Source organism: Gordonia sp. (in: high G+C Gram-positive bacteria) (assembly GCF_052106715.1).
Classification (GTDB): Bacteria; Actinomycetota; Actinomycetes; order Mycobacteriales; family Mycobacteriaceae; genus Gordonia.
This window is the reverse complement of record NZ_JBQEDL010000014.1, coordinates 64,389-78,611: the sequence shown is the minus strand read 5'-3', so window position 1 is coordinate 78,611 and position 14,223 is coordinate 64,389. Positions and strand designations below refer to the sequence as shown.

Annotated in this window: 18 protein-coding genes; 11 read left to right on the top strand and 7 right to left on the bottom strand. The window is 66.6% G+C overall.

Annotated features, from left to right (window positions below):
* Positions 1-71: 71 nt before the first annotated feature.
* Genes ACTIMF_RS09365 through ACTIMF_RS09350 form a run of 4 tightly spaced genes read left to right on the top strand, consistent with a single transcriptional unit; the run spans position 72 to position 2,690 of the window.
* Complete coding sequence (locus ACTIMF_RS09365) at positions 72-482, top strand: helix-turn-helix domain-containing protein (protein WP_442350015.1); 411 nt, start codon at positions 72-74, stop codon at positions 480-482.
* Between the two features lie 25 nt (positions 483-507).
* Entirely contained in the window at positions 508-834 is a 327-nt protein-coding gene (locus tag ACTIMF_RS09360; RefSeq protein WP_442350014.1) for a DUF2516 family protein, read from the top strand.
* A 13-nt stretch (positions 835-847) separates the two neighbouring features.
* Positions 848-1,597: a MerR family transcriptional regulator gene (locus tag ACTIMF_RS09355; RefSeq protein WP_442350013.1), complete on the top strand. Its 750-nt coding sequence runs from the start codon at positions 848-850 to the stop codon at positions 1,595-1,597.
* A gap of 13 nt (positions 1,598-1,610) precedes the next feature.
* On the top strand, positions 1,611-2,690 hold the full coding sequence (locus ACTIMF_RS09350; protein ID WP_442350012.1) for an alpha/beta fold hydrolase: 1,080 nt from the start codon (positions 1,611-1,613) through the stop codon (positions 2,688-2,690).
* Here the strand turns inward: ACTIMF_RS09350 and ACTIMF_RS09345 are convergent.
* Positions 2,668-3,735: a UDP-N-acetylmuramate dehydrogenase gene (locus ACTIMF_RS09345; RefSeq protein WP_442350011.1), complete on the bottom strand. Its 1,068-nt coding sequence runs from the start codon at positions 3,733-3,735 to the stop codon at positions 2,668-2,670. The two genes, ACTIMF_RS09350 and ACTIMF_RS09345, sit on opposite strands and share 23 nt — an antisense overlap.
* Positions 3,736-3,759: 24 nt before the next feature.
* Between ACTIMF_RS09345 and ACTIMF_RS09340 the strand changes: the two genes are divergently transcribed.
* Genes ACTIMF_RS09340 through ACTIMF_RS09320 form a run of 5 tightly spaced genes read left to right on the top strand, consistent with a single transcriptional unit; the run spans position 3,760 to position 7,460 of the window.
* A complete protein-coding gene (locus ACTIMF_RS09340) occupies positions 3,760-4,248 on the top strand; it encodes a DUF2505 domain-containing protein (RefSeq protein ID WP_442350010.1) in 489 nt (162 codons plus the stop codon).
* 22 nt (positions 4,249-4,270) lie between these two features.
* Entirely contained in the window at positions 4,271-4,783 is a 513-nt protein-coding gene (locus tag ACTIMF_RS09335) for a DUF2505 domain-containing protein (RefSeq protein ID WP_442350009.1), read from the top strand.
* A 47-nt stretch (positions 4,784-4,830) separates the two neighbouring features.
* Entirely contained in the window at positions 4,831-5,472 is a 642-nt protein-coding gene (locus ACTIMF_RS09330; protein WP_442350008.1) for a hypothetical protein, read from the top strand.
* A gap of 30 nt (positions 5,473-5,502) precedes the next feature.
* Positions 5,503-6,324: a carbon-nitrogen hydrolase family protein gene (locus tag ACTIMF_RS09325; protein ID WP_442350007.1), complete on the top strand. Its 822-nt coding sequence runs from the start codon at positions 5,503-5,505 to the stop codon at positions 6,322-6,324.
* Positions 6,321-7,460 carry an LmeA family phospholipid-binding protein gene (locus ACTIMF_RS09320; RefSeq protein WP_442350006.1) on the top strand — a complete coding sequence of 380 codons (1,140 nt, stop codon included), beginning with the start codon at positions 6,321-6,323 and terminating at the stop codon, positions 7,458-7,460. Before ACTIMF_RS09325 ends, ACTIMF_RS09320 begins: the two co-directional genes overlap by 4 nt.
* Before the next feature lie 19 nt (positions 7,461-7,479).
* Here ACTIMF_RS09320 and purU read toward each other — a convergent pair whose 3' ends face one another.
* Positions 7,480-8,394: a formyltetrahydrofolate deformylase gene (gene purU / locus ACTIMF_RS09315; RefSeq protein ID WP_442350005.1), complete on the bottom strand. Its 915-nt coding sequence runs from the start codon at positions 8,392-8,394 to the stop codon at positions 7,480-7,482.
* 28 nt (positions 8,395-8,422) lie between these two features.
* Between purU and deoC the strand changes: the two genes are divergently transcribed.
* Positions 8,423-9,100: a deoxyribose-phosphate aldolase gene (deoC, locus tag ACTIMF_RS09310; protein WP_442350004.1), complete on the top strand. Its 678-nt coding sequence runs from the start codon at positions 8,423-8,425 to the stop codon at positions 9,098-9,100.
* Positions 9,101-9,126: 26 nt separating this feature from the next.
* On the opposite strand, the gene ACTIMF_RS09305 is transcribed toward deoC, so the two are convergent.
* The gene (locus ACTIMF_RS09305) at positions 9,127-10,227 is read right to left on the bottom strand and encodes an ROK family transcriptional regulator (protein ID WP_442350003.1); all 1,101 of its coding nucleotides are present in this window, start codon (positions 10,225-10,227) and stop codon (positions 9,127-9,129) included.
* 56 nt (positions 10,228-10,283) lie between these two features.
* Here ACTIMF_RS09305 and ACTIMF_RS09300 point away from each other — a divergent pair, with 56 nt between their 5' ends.
* On the top strand, positions 10,284-11,048 hold the full coding sequence (locus ACTIMF_RS09300) for an SDR family oxidoreductase (protein ID WP_442350002.1): 765 nt from the start codon (positions 10,284-10,286) through the stop codon (positions 11,046-11,048).
* Here the strand turns inward: ACTIMF_RS09300 and otsB are convergent.
* The 4 genes from otsB to ACTIMF_RS09280 are packed head-to-tail and all read right to left on the bottom strand — an operon-like array spanning position 11,035 to position 14,221.
* Entirely contained in the window at positions 11,035-11,817 is a 783-nt protein-coding gene (otsB, locus tag ACTIMF_RS09295; protein ID WP_442350001.1) for a trehalose-phosphatase, read from the bottom strand. The genes ACTIMF_RS09300 and otsB overlap by 14 nt on opposite strands.
* On the bottom strand, positions 11,814-13,250 hold the full coding sequence (locus tag ACTIMF_RS09290; RefSeq protein WP_442350000.1) for an alpha,alpha-trehalose-phosphate synthase (UDP-forming): 1,437 nt from the start codon (positions 13,248-13,250) through the stop codon (positions 11,814-11,816). Before ACTIMF_RS09290 ends, otsB begins: the two co-directional genes overlap by 4 nt.
* Before the next feature lie 6 nt (positions 13,251-13,256).
* Positions 13,257-13,424 carry a hypothetical protein gene (locus ACTIMF_RS09285; protein WP_442349999.1) on the bottom strand — a complete coding sequence of 56 codons (168 nt, stop codon included), beginning with the start codon at positions 13,422-13,424 and terminating at the stop codon, positions 13,257-13,259.
* Between the two features lie 26 nt (positions 13,425-13,450).
* A complete protein-coding gene (locus tag ACTIMF_RS09280) occupies positions 13,451-14,221 on the bottom strand; it encodes a MerR family transcriptional regulator (RefSeq protein ID WP_442349998.1) in 771 nt (256 codons plus the stop codon).
* Positions 14,222-14,223 lie beyond the last annotated feature (2 nt).

Sequence of the window (14,223 nt, the reverse complement as noted above, 5' to 3'; positions counted from 1 at the left end):
GTTGTGCTTGCATCTGCTAGCACGGCTTCGGCACACTGGTGTCCGGGCGAGAAGAGAAGGTAGATCCGAACGTGAGCAGCTCCACAGATAAGTCCGACGACGCGGTAGGCGATTCGGGGCCGGCAGAAGCGGTCGCGGCCGCCGCCCAGGATATCGGCGGTTTCATCCGCGCGCAGCGGTTGACCGCGCAGGTCTCTCTGCGCCAGCTCGCTGAGCGCGCCGGCGTCAGCAATCCGTACCTCTCGCAGATCGAGCGTGGACTCCGCAAACCGTCAGCCGATGTTCTCGCTCAGATCGCCAAGGGGCTCCGCGTCTCGGCCGAAGTCCTGTACGTGCGCGCCGGAATCCTCGAAGAGCGGCCCGCGAGCCCGGTCAGGGACGCCCTCCTCGTCGACGACTCGATCAGCGAACGGCAGAAGCAGATGCTGCTCGAAATCTACGATTCGTTCCGGCGCGAGAACGGTCAGGCTGACGATCAGTGACAACGCGCATGGGTAAGGTGGCAGCGTGACCGTTCAATCTGTGGTTCTCGACGCCCGGTTCTACATCCTGCTCGCGCTGGGTGTCATCGCAGGCCTGTCGGGCGTCGCCGCGCTCGTGCACGCGGCGATCACCCGGCCTGACGCCTTCACCGCGGTCGATGCGCAGTCGAAGACTTTCTGGGTCGCGCTGCTCGCCGTCGCCAACCTCCTCATCTGGCTGTTCGTGGTCGGCGGGATGTCGGTGCTCGTTCTGTTCCTGGTCGGCGTCATCGCTGTGATGGTGTACATCGTGGACGTTCGCGTGCGGATCGACGAGATCCTCAAACGCAGTTGGTTCCGGAAGCTCGGATGATCCGTCGTCGACAATGACCGAATATCGCATCAACGACCTCGCCGAGGTGTCCGGCGTCAGCGTCCGTAACATCCGCGTCTATCAAGATCGCGGCCTGCTACCGGCTCCCGCGATCCGCGGGCGCACCGGTTGGTACTCCGGCGAGCACCTCGTCCGGCTCAACTTGATCTCCCGCATGCTCGAACGCGGTTACACGTTCGCCACTATCAGCGAACTCCTGCATGCCGCGCATTACGGGATGAAGGTCGAGCATGTGCTGCGGGAGTCGCCGAAGAACAACCGTTTCAAGAACATCAAGCGCGCGGCGACGATCACCCTCACCGAGCTCCGCAAGTCGCTCGGTGCGACCGACCGGTCGATCGCGGTCAGCCAGAAGCTAGGACTCCTGGCCAAGGACGGGGCGCACTACGCGGTACGCAACCCCGAGGTCCTCGCCGGTGCCGAGGCACTCGTCAAAGCCGGTATCGACATCGACGTCCTGCTGGACATGTGGGTTCGGGTTGAGCAGGACCTCGAAGACGTCGCGCACAGCTTCGTCTCGCTGATCACCGACAAGTACTTCGACGAGAACCTGCCGGGGCTCGGCGACCAGACGTTCACCCGCATCGCCGAGCTTATCCAGACTGTTCGCCCGATGGCGCACGAGATCGTCGAGTCCGCGTTCAGCAAGGCGCTCGACGACGAGATATCGAGGGCCGTCGGCCAGGCGGGCGAATACTTCGAGAACCCGCGCGATCCGAGCTCGGACGCCGCGGCGGAATAGATAGGGGCAAGACATGGCTGACTCACGACGAGGATGGCGCCGGGGAATGCAGGCGTTGGCCGTCGCAGGCGGCATCGGAGCGGGGGTCGTCGGCGGTGGGCTTGCCGTGATCGCGGGCTCCCTCCTGCGCGAGGCGTACCGCTACCCGAAGCCGGTGCAGGACGGGCCGGACCCGTTGCTCGAGGAGCCGTCGAACACCAAATCGTCTGTGGTCGCGGCCCCCGACGGGACGTTGCTGCACGTCGTCACGTCCGGGGACGTCGAGGCGGCCGACGAGATACTCGTCTTCGTCCACGGATGGACCTGCAATACCGGCTTCTGGAACGCCCAGATAGGGCACTTCGGGGGCCGCCGCGCAATAGTGGCCTATGACCAGCGTGGACACGGGCTCTCCGAACTCGGCCGGACCAAGCTGAGCCCGGATCTCCTCGGTCAAGACCTGCAGGCCGTCCTTGACGAAATGGTTCCTGAGGGGAAGCGCGCGGTCCTCGTCGGGCACAGCATGGGCGGCATGTCGATCATGTCGTGGGCCGCGCAGTTCGGTGCAGGCATGGAGGAGAAGGTCTCGGCGATCGTCCTCACCTCGACCGGAGCTTTCACCGTCGTCCAACGACAGTTGCTGGTCCCTGAGGATCTGCCCGCGGTGGTCCGGCCGCTGGAACCGTATGTCGAGCGCGCATTCGTCTCGACGCCGCTGCCGCTGCCCACGAGTCCGCTGAGCGAACGGCTCACTCACTACATCGCGCTCGGTCCGGTCGCCCGCCAAGCCCACGTCGACTTCTGTAACGAACAGATCGCAGCCTGCTCGCCGACGGCGCGCGGCGCGTGGGGTGCGACCATGTATGACCTGGACGTGCGTCCGGGGCTCGGCAAGATCAGCGTTCCGACGGCCGTTGTCGTCGGTAGCCAAGACCGGTTGACCAGCCCTATTCACGCCGAGGAGTTGGCGGACGTGCTGCGCGCCAATGGTGTGCTCCACTCGCTCACCGAGTTCCCGGGTGCCGGGCACATGCTGCCGGTCGAGCGTGCCGCCGGGTACAACCGACTGCTCGACACCGTTCTCGGCGACGTCAGCGAGGCAAAGAGCAGTTGACGAACACCGGCTCGGGGTGCAGTTCGACGCCGAAGCGTTCGAGCACGCCGTCCCGGATCGTCCCCGCCAGAGCCAGGAGGTCGGCGGTCGTGGCTGTCCCGCGATTGGTCAATGCGAGCGTGTGTTTGGTCGACAGTCGCGCGGCGGCCTCGTCCGACGGGTAGCCGCGCGTGAAACCGGCGCGCTCGATGAGCCAACCGGCAGACAGCTTCGATCCGCCGTCCGCCGGGAACCGCGGGATCGCGACGTCGTCGCCGACCCTCGCCCGGATACCCTCCAGCACGCGATCGATCGCGTCGTCACCGACGACCGGGTTGGTGAAGAACGATCCGGCGCTCCACGTGTCGTGGTCGTCCGCGTCGAGGACCATGCCTTTTCCGCGCCGCAGCTCGAGCACTGTCGCACGGATGTCGGCGGCGGGCACGGTGGCGCCCTCCTCGACGCCTGCCCGCCGAGCCAACTCGTGGTAGGCGATCGGCTGCGACATTCCGCCGTCGTTGAGGCGGAAGCTCACGGCCAGGACGACGTGGTCGTCGCGGCCTTTCAGGTTCGACGTCCGGTATCCCAACGCGAGTTCTTCCGGGGCGACCCAGCGGGTGTGGCCGGTCGCCCGGTCGAGGAGGCGGACGGCGCGCAGCAGGTCGCCGACCTCCACTCCGTACGCTCCGACGTTCTGCACCGGGGTGGTTCCGGCGGCGCCGGGGATGCCCGACAGGCACTCGAGGCCGCCGAACCCGGCGTCGATGGTCGCGGCGACCAGCGAGTCCCAGTCGGCCCCCGCCTGCGCCGTGACGTAGGAGCCGATGTCGTCGGAGCCGAACTCGATTCCGTCGGTCGCGATCACGACGGCTGTTCCAGCGAAACCGTCGTCACCGATCACCAGGTTCGATCCGCCCGCGATGAGCAGCACGGGAGTCCCTGCTCGGTCGAGAGCGGTCACCTCCTCGACCAACGCCTCCGTGTCGGTGCACTCCACGACGGCATCGGCTGGGCCGCCGAGGCGCAACGTGGTGAACGCCGACAGCGGCTGTGTATGAGTCGTCATGCCGGTAACGGTAACCTCTCACCCATGTCGAGCAACTTCGAGCACTCGGTCTCCTACCCGTTCTCCGCCACGGACTATTGGGCGCTGATCACGACCGAGCAGTACTGGCGTGATCTGTTGGCCGCCACAAACTCCGATCACGGCTCGCTCGAGTCGTTCGAGATCGATGGGGACGCGGTGACGGTCGCCACGAAGCAGGGCGTCGACGAGTCGAACCTGCCCAAAGCCGTCACCTCGATCCGCCCCGGCGACCTGGAGATTCCGCGCACGTGTGTCTTCCGGCTCTCCGGCGAGACCGTGATCGGGCGGATGGAGGCGTCGGTGACGGGAGCGCCGGCCAAGATCTTCGGCGACATCGTGATCAGCGGTGCGCAGGCAACTGCGCAGTACACGGGTGTCGTCGACGTGTCGATCCCGTTTGTCGGCGGACGAGTGGAGAAAGCCGTGATCGAGCAGGTCGTTCACCTCCTCGATGCGGAGCACGACGCCACCGTCGATTTTCACCAGGGTTAGCCAGACGGTTACTCTGAGCGGCATGGCACGACGGCTCAGTTACTCCGCCCGCTACGAGCACTCGGCGGAAAAGCTCTACCAGGCGCAGATGAAGCGGCAGTACTGGGACGATCTCATGGACGGATTCCGGGAACTGACACCGGTCTCGAACGTCGAGGAGTTCGAGACCGGCTCCGGCGGAATGCGGGTCGTCCTCAAGCAGACGCTCACCCGTGACATGCTGCCGCCGATCGCGCAGACGGTGATGATGAAGGACATGGTCATCACCCGCGTCGAGACGCTCGGCGCATTCGACGCCGTAAGCACCCCCGGCACGTACACGGCGTCTATCCCGGCAGGCCCCGGTTCGTTGGCCGGCGAGCAGGAACTGTTCGACACCGAGACGGGCTGCACGGTCCGCAAGACCACCGAGGTCAAGGTCTATCTGCCGTTCGTCAGCGGAAAACTCGAACAGCTCATGCTCGTGAACCTCGTCGACCTGTTCCGCGGGGAAGCGGAGTTTACTGCGGAGTGGGTCGGCAAGAACCTGGCCTGATCGGCCGACACGGCCGTACCCGGCCGCCGTGTGTCTACTATGAGCGCATGTCGAGGCCAGATCACGGTCAGCCGCCGTACGGCCAGTATCCCTACGGTCAGCCGCCGGGGAATTCGAACGTCGCCCGCGGCATCGTGATCGGCCTGGCGATCGCATGCGTCCTCGCCCTGATCGTCGCCGCTGTGGTGATCTGGGTGAAAGTCGCCAACACCGACGATCGAGGCGACCCGGCGATCGCGGTCGAGACCGTCGAGGCGCAGCAGAGCGCAGATCCGCAACCGGCGACGGTCGTCGCCGACCCGGAGGCGGATGCGGCATCGACGCTCGCATCGCAGTCGCAGACCGACACGGCAGCTGTCCGTGCAGGCTATGACGGCCGCTGGGTCGCCCAAGTCAGCGCCAAATGGCCTGGTGTCGTGGCAGAGGGTCGGACCTGGGACAATCAGTCGATCCTCGCCGAGTACGAGAGAATGAAGGCCCGCTACCCGAATGTGAAGTTGCTCCGGTCGTCGGACTGGCCGGTGTTCTCCAGTCCGAACTGGTGGATCATCGTGTCGGCGCAGCCGTTCGCGGATTCCGAGCATGCGTTGTCGTGGTGCGTCAGCCAGTCCCTCGACAAGGATCATTGTCTCGCCAAGCTGGTGAGTTCGACGAGCGGGCCCGAAGGCTCCACGCGCTACCAGCACTGACCGACTGACGTTTCTCGAGGAGGAGTTCGCGTGCGACTCGCGATGGCCCAGATTTCCACCGGCACCGATACGCAGGAGAACCTGGCCAGGATCGTCGACGAGACGCGGCGCGCGGCATCCGAGGGCGCCGAGTTGATCGTGTTCCCCGAGGCTGCGATGTGCCGGTTCGGTGTCTCGTTGCGCGACGTGGCACAGCCCCTGGACGGTCCGTGGGCGTCCGCGGTGTCCGGTGTCGCAGACGAGACTGGTGTCGCCGTGATCGCCGGAATGTTCACGCCGTCCGACGGGGGTCGGATCCGCAACACTCTCCTGGTCGCGCGGCCAGGTCTTGAGCGCCTGGCCTACCACAAGATCCACTTGTTCGACGCATTCGGATTCCGGGAGTCCGACACGATCGCGGCAGGCGATGATCCGCTCGTCTTCGACCTCGGCGGGAGCCGGATCGGGGTGGCCACGTGCTACGACATCCGCTTCCCGGAGCTGTTCACCGAACTAGCCCGACGCGGTGCGCAACTCATCGTGGTGCCGGCCTCGTGGGGGGCCGGGCCCGGCAAGCTCGCGCAGTGGCAGTTGTTGGCGTCGGCGCGTGCGCTGGATTCGACGTCGTACCTGGCGGCGGTCGGTCAGGCGTTGCCGAGCGATGCCGCGGTTCGAGAATCCTCAGCCCCCACGGGGATAGGGCATAGCCGAATCTCAGATCCGTTGGGTAGCGTTGTCGCCGACTACGATTCCGGCGAGCGGGTGGATCTGCACGATCTCGACCTGTCCCGGACCGAGAAGGCGCGTGCGGCGCTGGCGACGCTCGCCAACCGCCGGGATATTCCCCGCCTGGATGGGACGGATGCGAAGTGACAGATCACGATAAGAACGAGACAGGCCAGGACAAGAACGAGCAGGGCCCGAACCCGGAGCCCGAAGAGAACCCGACTCCCGAAGTGACCCCGACGTCGGAAGTAGCCTCGACGCCGGACGAGGCCCCGACGGGCGAAGTCGTCACCGGCCCGATCGACCAGGGGCGTGTTCCGCCGCAGGTGCAGCCTCCGCACACACCCCAAACCCCAACACCCCAAGCCCACACCCCCCAGCCCAGGCAACAACCAGAGCCGCCGACGCACGCGTATTCGCAGGCGCATCCGTCGACCAAGCAGATGGAGGCACAGGGGACCGGCGAGTTCGGACCGGCAGGCGGGCCGCCGACGGGACCGCCGCCTCCACCGGTCACCCGTTCTGCGCCCGCGGGCAACAAGAAGCGCCGTCGTCGCACGTATTCGCTCGTCGCGGTTGCACTGGTCTTGGTCCTGATCATCGCGGGTGTCGGCACCGAGTTGTACATGCGCAACAAGGTGACCGGGTGCATCGAGAACGCTTTCGGCGATCTGACGGGTGCGTCGACGGAGGTCTCCGTCTCGCGTAAGCCGATGCTGTTATCGGTGTTCGGCAGTGACGTCCCGTGGGTTCAGGTCGATACGAGCGACGGCGACGCCGCCGACATGCGCCTGCACGCGCGGGCCGAAGGCATCAGCACCGACGGCGGAACGGTTAAGCATCTCGAGGGCAATGGAATCCTGCCGTACAACCGGATCACCGAACTGAGCAATCAGTCGGAGAGCCAGGGCAGCGCGAAGATCACCGGTATCACCGCCGACGAGAACGCAGGGACGATCAAGGTCGCCACTGAAGTGCCTATCGCGATCATCTCGGTTCCCGCTACCGTGACCCTCAAACCTAAGCTGGCCGACGGCGCCGTCTCCTTCGAGGTGACCGACGCTACCGCGCTCATGTTCGGTCTGCCGCCGGACTTCGCGCAACCCATCGTCGACCAGGTGACAGAGTCGATGTTCGGTCCACTGTTCAAGCAGATCAAGGTCGACAAGTTCACGGTCGGCAAGACCGGTGTCGACTTCAGTTTCGCCGGTGACGACGTGAACATGAAGGCCGCGTCCGAGTCGAATTCGTCGGGCGAATCGTCGGGCGGCTGCTCGATCTAGAGCCTGGTTCGACAGCCGGTCAGGTGAAGACCACCGTCTTGCGCCCGTGGACGAGGACACGGTCCTCGAGGTGCCACCGGACTCCGCGCGACAGGACGAGGGCTTCGATGTCGCGACCTTGACGGACCATGTCGGCGGTCGAGTAGTCGTGGTTGATGCGGCTGACGTCCTGCTCGATGATCGGGCCCGCGTCGAGGTCGGCGGTCACGTAGTGGCAGGTGGCGCCGATCAGTTTGACGCCGCGATCGAACGCCTGGTGGTACGGGCGTGCACCGATGAAGCTCGGCAGGAAGCTGTGGTGGATGTTGACGGCCCGCCCGGCCCACGCCTTGCACAGATCGGCGGGCAGGATCTGCATGAACCGCGCGAGGACGATCGCGTCCGGCGAGTACCCGTCGACCAGTTCCTGCAGTCGGACGAACGCCGCAGCCTTACCGTCGGCCGGGAACGGTACGTGGTGGAACGGTACACCGAACCGTGTGGTCAACTCCTCGAGGTCTCGGTGGTTGCCGATCACGGCGCGGATGGTGGCCGGGAACTCGCCGCGCTCGGCCCGACCGAGCAGATCGATGAGGCAGTGGCTGTCCCGGCTGACGAGTAGGACGACGGACTTCTCGGTACCGGTGTCGGTCAGCGACCATTCGGCGTTCGGTCCGATCCTCCCGGCCACGTCGGCGAAGCGTCGCCTGAGCTCGTCGACGTCGAGAGCGACGCTGTCGGCGCGGATCGCCTGCCGGGTGAAGAACCAGCCGGACTGCTCGTCCGAGTGGTACCTGGCCTCGGTGATCCAGCCGCCGATCTCGGCGATGAATCCGGAGATCGCCGCGACGATGCCGGTGCGGTCGGGGCAGCCGAGGGTCAGGACCAGCCGTCGGTCGTCGTCCTGGGGCGCGGGCGAGGCGGGTGCGGGAGAGGAGGGTGTGGAGGTGCTCACCCAGTCAAGTGTGCCAAGCTCGTATCTTGTGACGAAAAGCAACCTGAACAGGGCGGCGGTCGCGGCCCTCGTCGACCACACGCTCCTACGTCCCGAAGCGACTCGTGCCGATGCCGAGACGACCGTCGCCGAAGCGGCCGACCTCGGCGTCTACTCGGTGTGTCTGTCGCCGTCGATGCTGCCGATCGAGACGGGGTCGGTGACGACCTGCGTCGTCGCGGGCTTTCCGTCTGGCAAGCACCATTCGTTGGTGAAGGCCGCCGAGGCGCGTTTCGCCGTTGAGAACGGCGCGCAGGAGATCGACATGGTGATCGACGTCGGCGCAGCCGTCGCCGGGAGCTACGACGAGGTATTCGCCGACGTTCTGACCGTTCGAGAGGGCGCCGGAGCCGACACCGTGCTCAAAGTGATCGTCGAGTCGGCGATCCTGTTGGAGACGATCGGCGACGACGGGCTGGCCGAGGTGTGCCGTAAGGCCGTCGCGGGCGGAGCCGATTTCGTGAAGACGTCGACCGGGTTCCACCCGTCCGGTGGTGCGAGCGTCCATGCGGTACAGGTGATGCGCGAAGCGGTCGGGCCGTCGGTCGGAGTCAAGGCGAGCGGTGGAATCCGGTCGGCCGAGCTCGCTGCGGAACTGATCGAGGCGGGTGCTACCCGCCTGGGTCTGTCCGGCTCGCGTGCCGTTCTGGCGGGTTTCCCCGAATAGTCGCCCCGAGGGGGAGGCCGACCGTCTCAGACGACGGCCAGCGGATCGACGTAGACCGCCGACAGAGCGACGGCAACGGCCGCCGCCTCGGGGACGTGGATGCCGAAACACGTCGGGACGATCTCCAGAGGTCGCTCGATCAGGGTGGCGGCGTCGAAGGCGGCCTGGACGGGGGCGAGCCCTTGCGGGTGGGCGGCGAACGCGTCACCCGCGACAACGATCTCGTCGGGGTTCACCACGTCGCGCATCGCCGCGACGGACTGTCCGAGGATTCGCGCCCGTTCGTCGGCGAGCCGATTGGCCCCGGGCTCGATGCCGAGACGTTCGGCGGCGTCGTGCAGCGATTGCGTGCCGATCACCGCCTGCAGCGGCGCGACGGGGGTGTCGGCGAGTGCTCCGGGGACCACGGTGAGGCCGGCGATCGTCCCTGCGCCCCGGGCAGGCTGATAGACCTGCCCGCTGAATGTCATCGCCATGCCGACGGTCTCGCGAGCATAGAAGAACAGGCCCGATGGCCCCCGGGCGGTCGCGCCGGACAGGATGAGTTCGGCGGCGGCCATCGCCTGGACGTGTTCGGACACCGACACAGGCACATCGAGGGCCGCGGTCAGTTCGTCGCCGAGCGGTTGGCGCCGCCACCCGAGAATGGGATGGTCGACGACGCCCGACTCGGTGTCGACCGCTCCGCCGATCGCGACGCCGCCCCAGAGGACGCGTCGGCCAGAGAAGCGATTCGCGAGGACCCTCAACTGGGCGCACAGATCGGTGATGTCGGTCGTCCGCACGGCGTGCGAATACAGGGTGCGTCCGCGCAGGTCGGCGATCACAAGAACGGTGCGGCGAGCGCCGACGTGCATACCGACGACGCAGAAGTGGTCGCGGTCGATGGTCAGCGGTAGTTTCGGCCTGCCGATGGCCCCCGGATCCACGAGGTCGGCGCGTTCGGTGACGAGCCGCGCGTCGAGCAATGCGTTGACCTGGCGGTTGACGGTTGCCGGAGACAGGTCGACGGCGGCAACGATCTGGTCGCGGGTGACCGGACCGTGCACCCGGATCGCGTGCAAGACGGCGGCGGTCGGTCCGGTCCCGATGCGCAGACTCGCCGGGACCACTCCACTACCGATCATGGCGTCGAATCTAGCAGCCCCGCAACGAACGGACGCGTCTCTTAGACTTAAGAACCATGGCTACTTCAACTGAGTCCGACGGCAGGCCGCAGCGCAGAGTCGCAGTGGTGACCGGCGCGAGTTCGGGTATCGGCGAGTCGACGGCTCGCGCGTTGGCAGACGACGGCTACCACGTCGTCGTCGGTGCGCGGCGGACGGACCGGATCGAATCACTGGCGACCGAGATCGGTGGCCGCGCACAACATCTCGATGTCACGGACGCCGAGTCGGTCGAGACCTTCGTCGCGTCGCTCGACCGAGTGGACGTGCTGGTCAACAATGCGGGCGGCGCCAAGGGGTTGGCCACGGTCGCCGACGCCGACCTCGATGACTGGCGATGGATGTGGGAGACCAACGTCATCGGCACTCTTCGAGTCACGAAGGCGATGCTGCCGTTGTTGGAGGCGTCCGGGGACGGTCTGATCGTGACGATCACGTCGATCGCCGCGATCGAAGCCTACGACAACGGTTCCGGGTACACGGCAGCCAAACACGGCCAGTCGGTTCTGCACCGGACGTTGCGGCCCGAGCTGCTGGGAAAGCCGATCCGGCTCACCGAGATTTTGCCAGGCATGGTCGAGACCGAATTCTCGCTCGTCCGGTTCGACGGAGACGCCCAGCGCGCCGATGCCGTCTACGACGGGCTCACCCCGTTGAGCGCAGCCGACGTCGCCGAGGTGATCGCGTTCGCGGCCTCCCGTCCACCGCATGTGAATCTCGACCGGATCGTGCTGATGCCGCGCGATCAGGCGAGCGCGCGCCGCAATATCAAGACCGGGTAGTCGCGGCCCGCAGCTCGACGGCCGCAGTCAGCACTTCTGCGACCTCTGCGGTGCCTGCGATACGGAATTTCGCGGCGGTCGCGCCGTCGCCGACCTTGATGCCGACGTCGCCTGGCAGATTCAGGTGAGCGAATGCCTTCTCATCGGTGATGTCGTCTCCGAGATACAGGACCGCCTGGGCGTGGACGCGGTCGCGGAGCCTGTCTAAGGCATGACCCTTGCTCGTCTCGATGACGGCGAGTTCGATGACGGACTTGCCGTGTGTCACGTGGACTCCGGACCACGACGCGGGGCCTTCGACGGCGAGCGTGAGTGCGGCACGGGCATCGTCGTCGGATGCGTTCCGGACATGCAGTGTGGTGCTCACTGGCTTCGTCTCGACGCTGGTGTCGGGGAATCGTGCTGTGATGGACTCGAATTCGTCGACGACGGCGGCCAGGAGCGCCTTCTGCTCGGCGGTGAGCGGCTCGTCGAATCCAGATTCGAACTCGGCACCGTGACTGCCGACGAGAGTAACCGGATCACCCAGGCCGGACAGCGTCGCCAGGTCCTCACGCGCCCGCCCGGACACGAGTGCAGACCATGTGCCGGGGAGTTCGGCCGCGGCGGCCAACGCAGCCGTCGACGCCGGGTCGGCCGCCGCGTCTTCGGGACGGGACACGATCGGGGCGACACAGCCGTCGTAATCGGAGGCGATGAGCACGCGGTCGAGCGAGGCGAACTCGGCGAGCGCGTAACCCAGCGGAGTCGCTCGCCCCGCCACACTCACCGCCCGGCCTCGTTGTCGACGGCCTCGTTGGCGGCCGCCGCCCCCGATAGACACTGCAGGAAGCTCCGCGACCACAGGTCGACGTCGAAGTCGAGGACCTGCTGGTGCAGGGCCGACATCCGCGCCCGCCGAGACTCCGGGTCGTCGGTCACCGCGCGAGCGACGACGTCCTGCACACTCTGGGGGTCGTACGGATTCACCAGGTACGCCCGGTCCATCTCGGTGGCGGCCCCCGTGAACTCGCTGAGAACCAGCGCCCCGCCGAGATCGGCGCGGCAGGCCGCGTACTCCTTGGCGACGAGATTCATGCCATCCCTCAGCGGGGTCACGAGCATGACGTCGGCGGCCAGGAAATAGGCGAGTAACTCGTCTCGGGGCACAGGTTTCAGCAGGTATCGGACCGGCGGATTCATCACTGTCCCGTGGGTGCCGTTGATGTGGGCGACGGACTGCTCGATTCGGTTGCGCACCTTGATATAGCTGTCGACGTTCTCCCGGCTCGGACTGGCCAACTGGACGAGGACGGTGCTGGCGGGATCGAGGCGTCCGTCGCGGAACAGGGCGTCGAGCGCATTGAGGCGGACGTCGATGCCCTTCGTGTAATCGAGACGGTCGACGCCGAGCAGGATGGTCGTCGGATCGCCGAGCTCGGCGCGGATCTCGGCGGCGCGTTCGGTCATCGCCGAGGCCTGCTCGGCGACGGCCGCGGCGTCCACCGAGATCGGAAACGATCCGACGCGCACCGTCCGAGCCCCGTCGCGAATCGTGCCGAGACCGTCCCGGACTCCGACTGGGTCGCAGGACGCCTCGAGACGCAGCACTCGGCGCACGAGCGTCAGGAAGTTCTCGGCTCCGCCGGGAAGGTGGAACCCGATGAGATCGGCGCCGAGGAGGCCGCGGAGCAGTTCCGCACGCCAGGGCAGACGCGCGAACAGCTCGTACGACGGGAAAGGGATGTGCAGGAAGAAGCCGATGCGCAGGTCGGGACGGAGTTCGCGGAGCAGCGCCGGGACGAGTTGAAGCTGATAGTCGTGCACCCACACGGTCGCTCCGGTGTCGGCGGCCTCTGCGGCGGCCTGCGCGAACCTCTTGTTGACGTCGACGTAGGTCGTCCACCAGTCGTGGTCGAAGACCGGCTCCACGAGGAGATCGTGGTAGAGCGGCCAGAGGGTCGAGTTGGCGAAACCCTCGTAGTAGTCGGCGATCTCGTCGCTCGACAGCGGAACCGAGCGGATGTCGATTCCGTCGATCTGCGGGTTGTCGGACGAGTCCGGCGCCCCGCTCCAGCCGACCCACGCGCCCGAATGAGAGGCGAGGGTCGGGGTCAATGCCGTGACGAGCCCGCCGGGTGCACGCTTCCACGTGGTGGACCCGTCGGGCTCGACGCGTTTGTCGACCGGCAGACGATTGGCGACTACGACGAAGTCAGCCATACCGGATCAGACTGCCGGTTCGTCCGGTGCGATTCCGAGCATCGAGAGGAGCATCCGGCATTCGTCGGCGTCGGTGGCGTACGCAGCGACGACGCGACGCGCAGAGAGCGCGGTCTCGTCGGCGATGGTTACCAGTTCCTCGTCTGTCGCGATCTCAGTGGTCTTAGCAGGCATGAGACCGATTCTACCGTGTGCCCGTTTCAGAGGTGTCGGTCGGCGTTGGCGACGATCGCGTCCCGAACGTATTGCGCCAGCCCCGGCTCGAGGTCGTCGTAGGTGGCGGTGAAACGCGGATCACTCACATACATCTCGCCGAGACACCGATGGAACTCGTGGTCGCAGTCGTAGAAGCGGTCGTTCATGGCCAGCCGCGCACGTTCGGCGACAGCGACGGCGACGTCGCCGTCCGCGGGCTCGCCCGCCCGTTTGGCCGCGATGAACGCGGCGTTCGTCGCGTCCTGCTCGTCCTTGATCTGCGCCCAGTCGGCCTTCGTGTACTGCGCGGTCCGTGCCTGCGACTGCGCCCACCTGTCGGTGTCGCCCCACCGTCGCTCCGCTTCGGCCTGGTACTCGTCGGAGAACCCGTAGCCGAACAGCTCGCGCATGTCCTCGTCGGTCGCCGGTCGATTGTTCATTTCTCGCTCCAATGCTTGATCGATCGCGTCGACGAGCGTGTCGAGCTCGTCACGCCTGGCGGTGACGGTGGCACGCTGCCTGCGAAGATGGTCGACGGCATCGTCGGACCCGTCGAGCAGGTCGGCGATCTCGTCGAGAGGCATCTCGAGCCTGCGGTACACCACGATCTGCTGCAGCCGCAGCAGATCCGCCTCGGTGTAGAGCCGGTATCCGGCGCCGCTCCGTTCGGTGGGGCGCAGCAGTCCGATCTCGTCGTAGTGGTGCAGAGTCCGCACCGTGACGCCCGAGAGCTCGGCGAGCCGTCCCACCGTCCAGGTGGTGTCCTTGCGTGTCATCA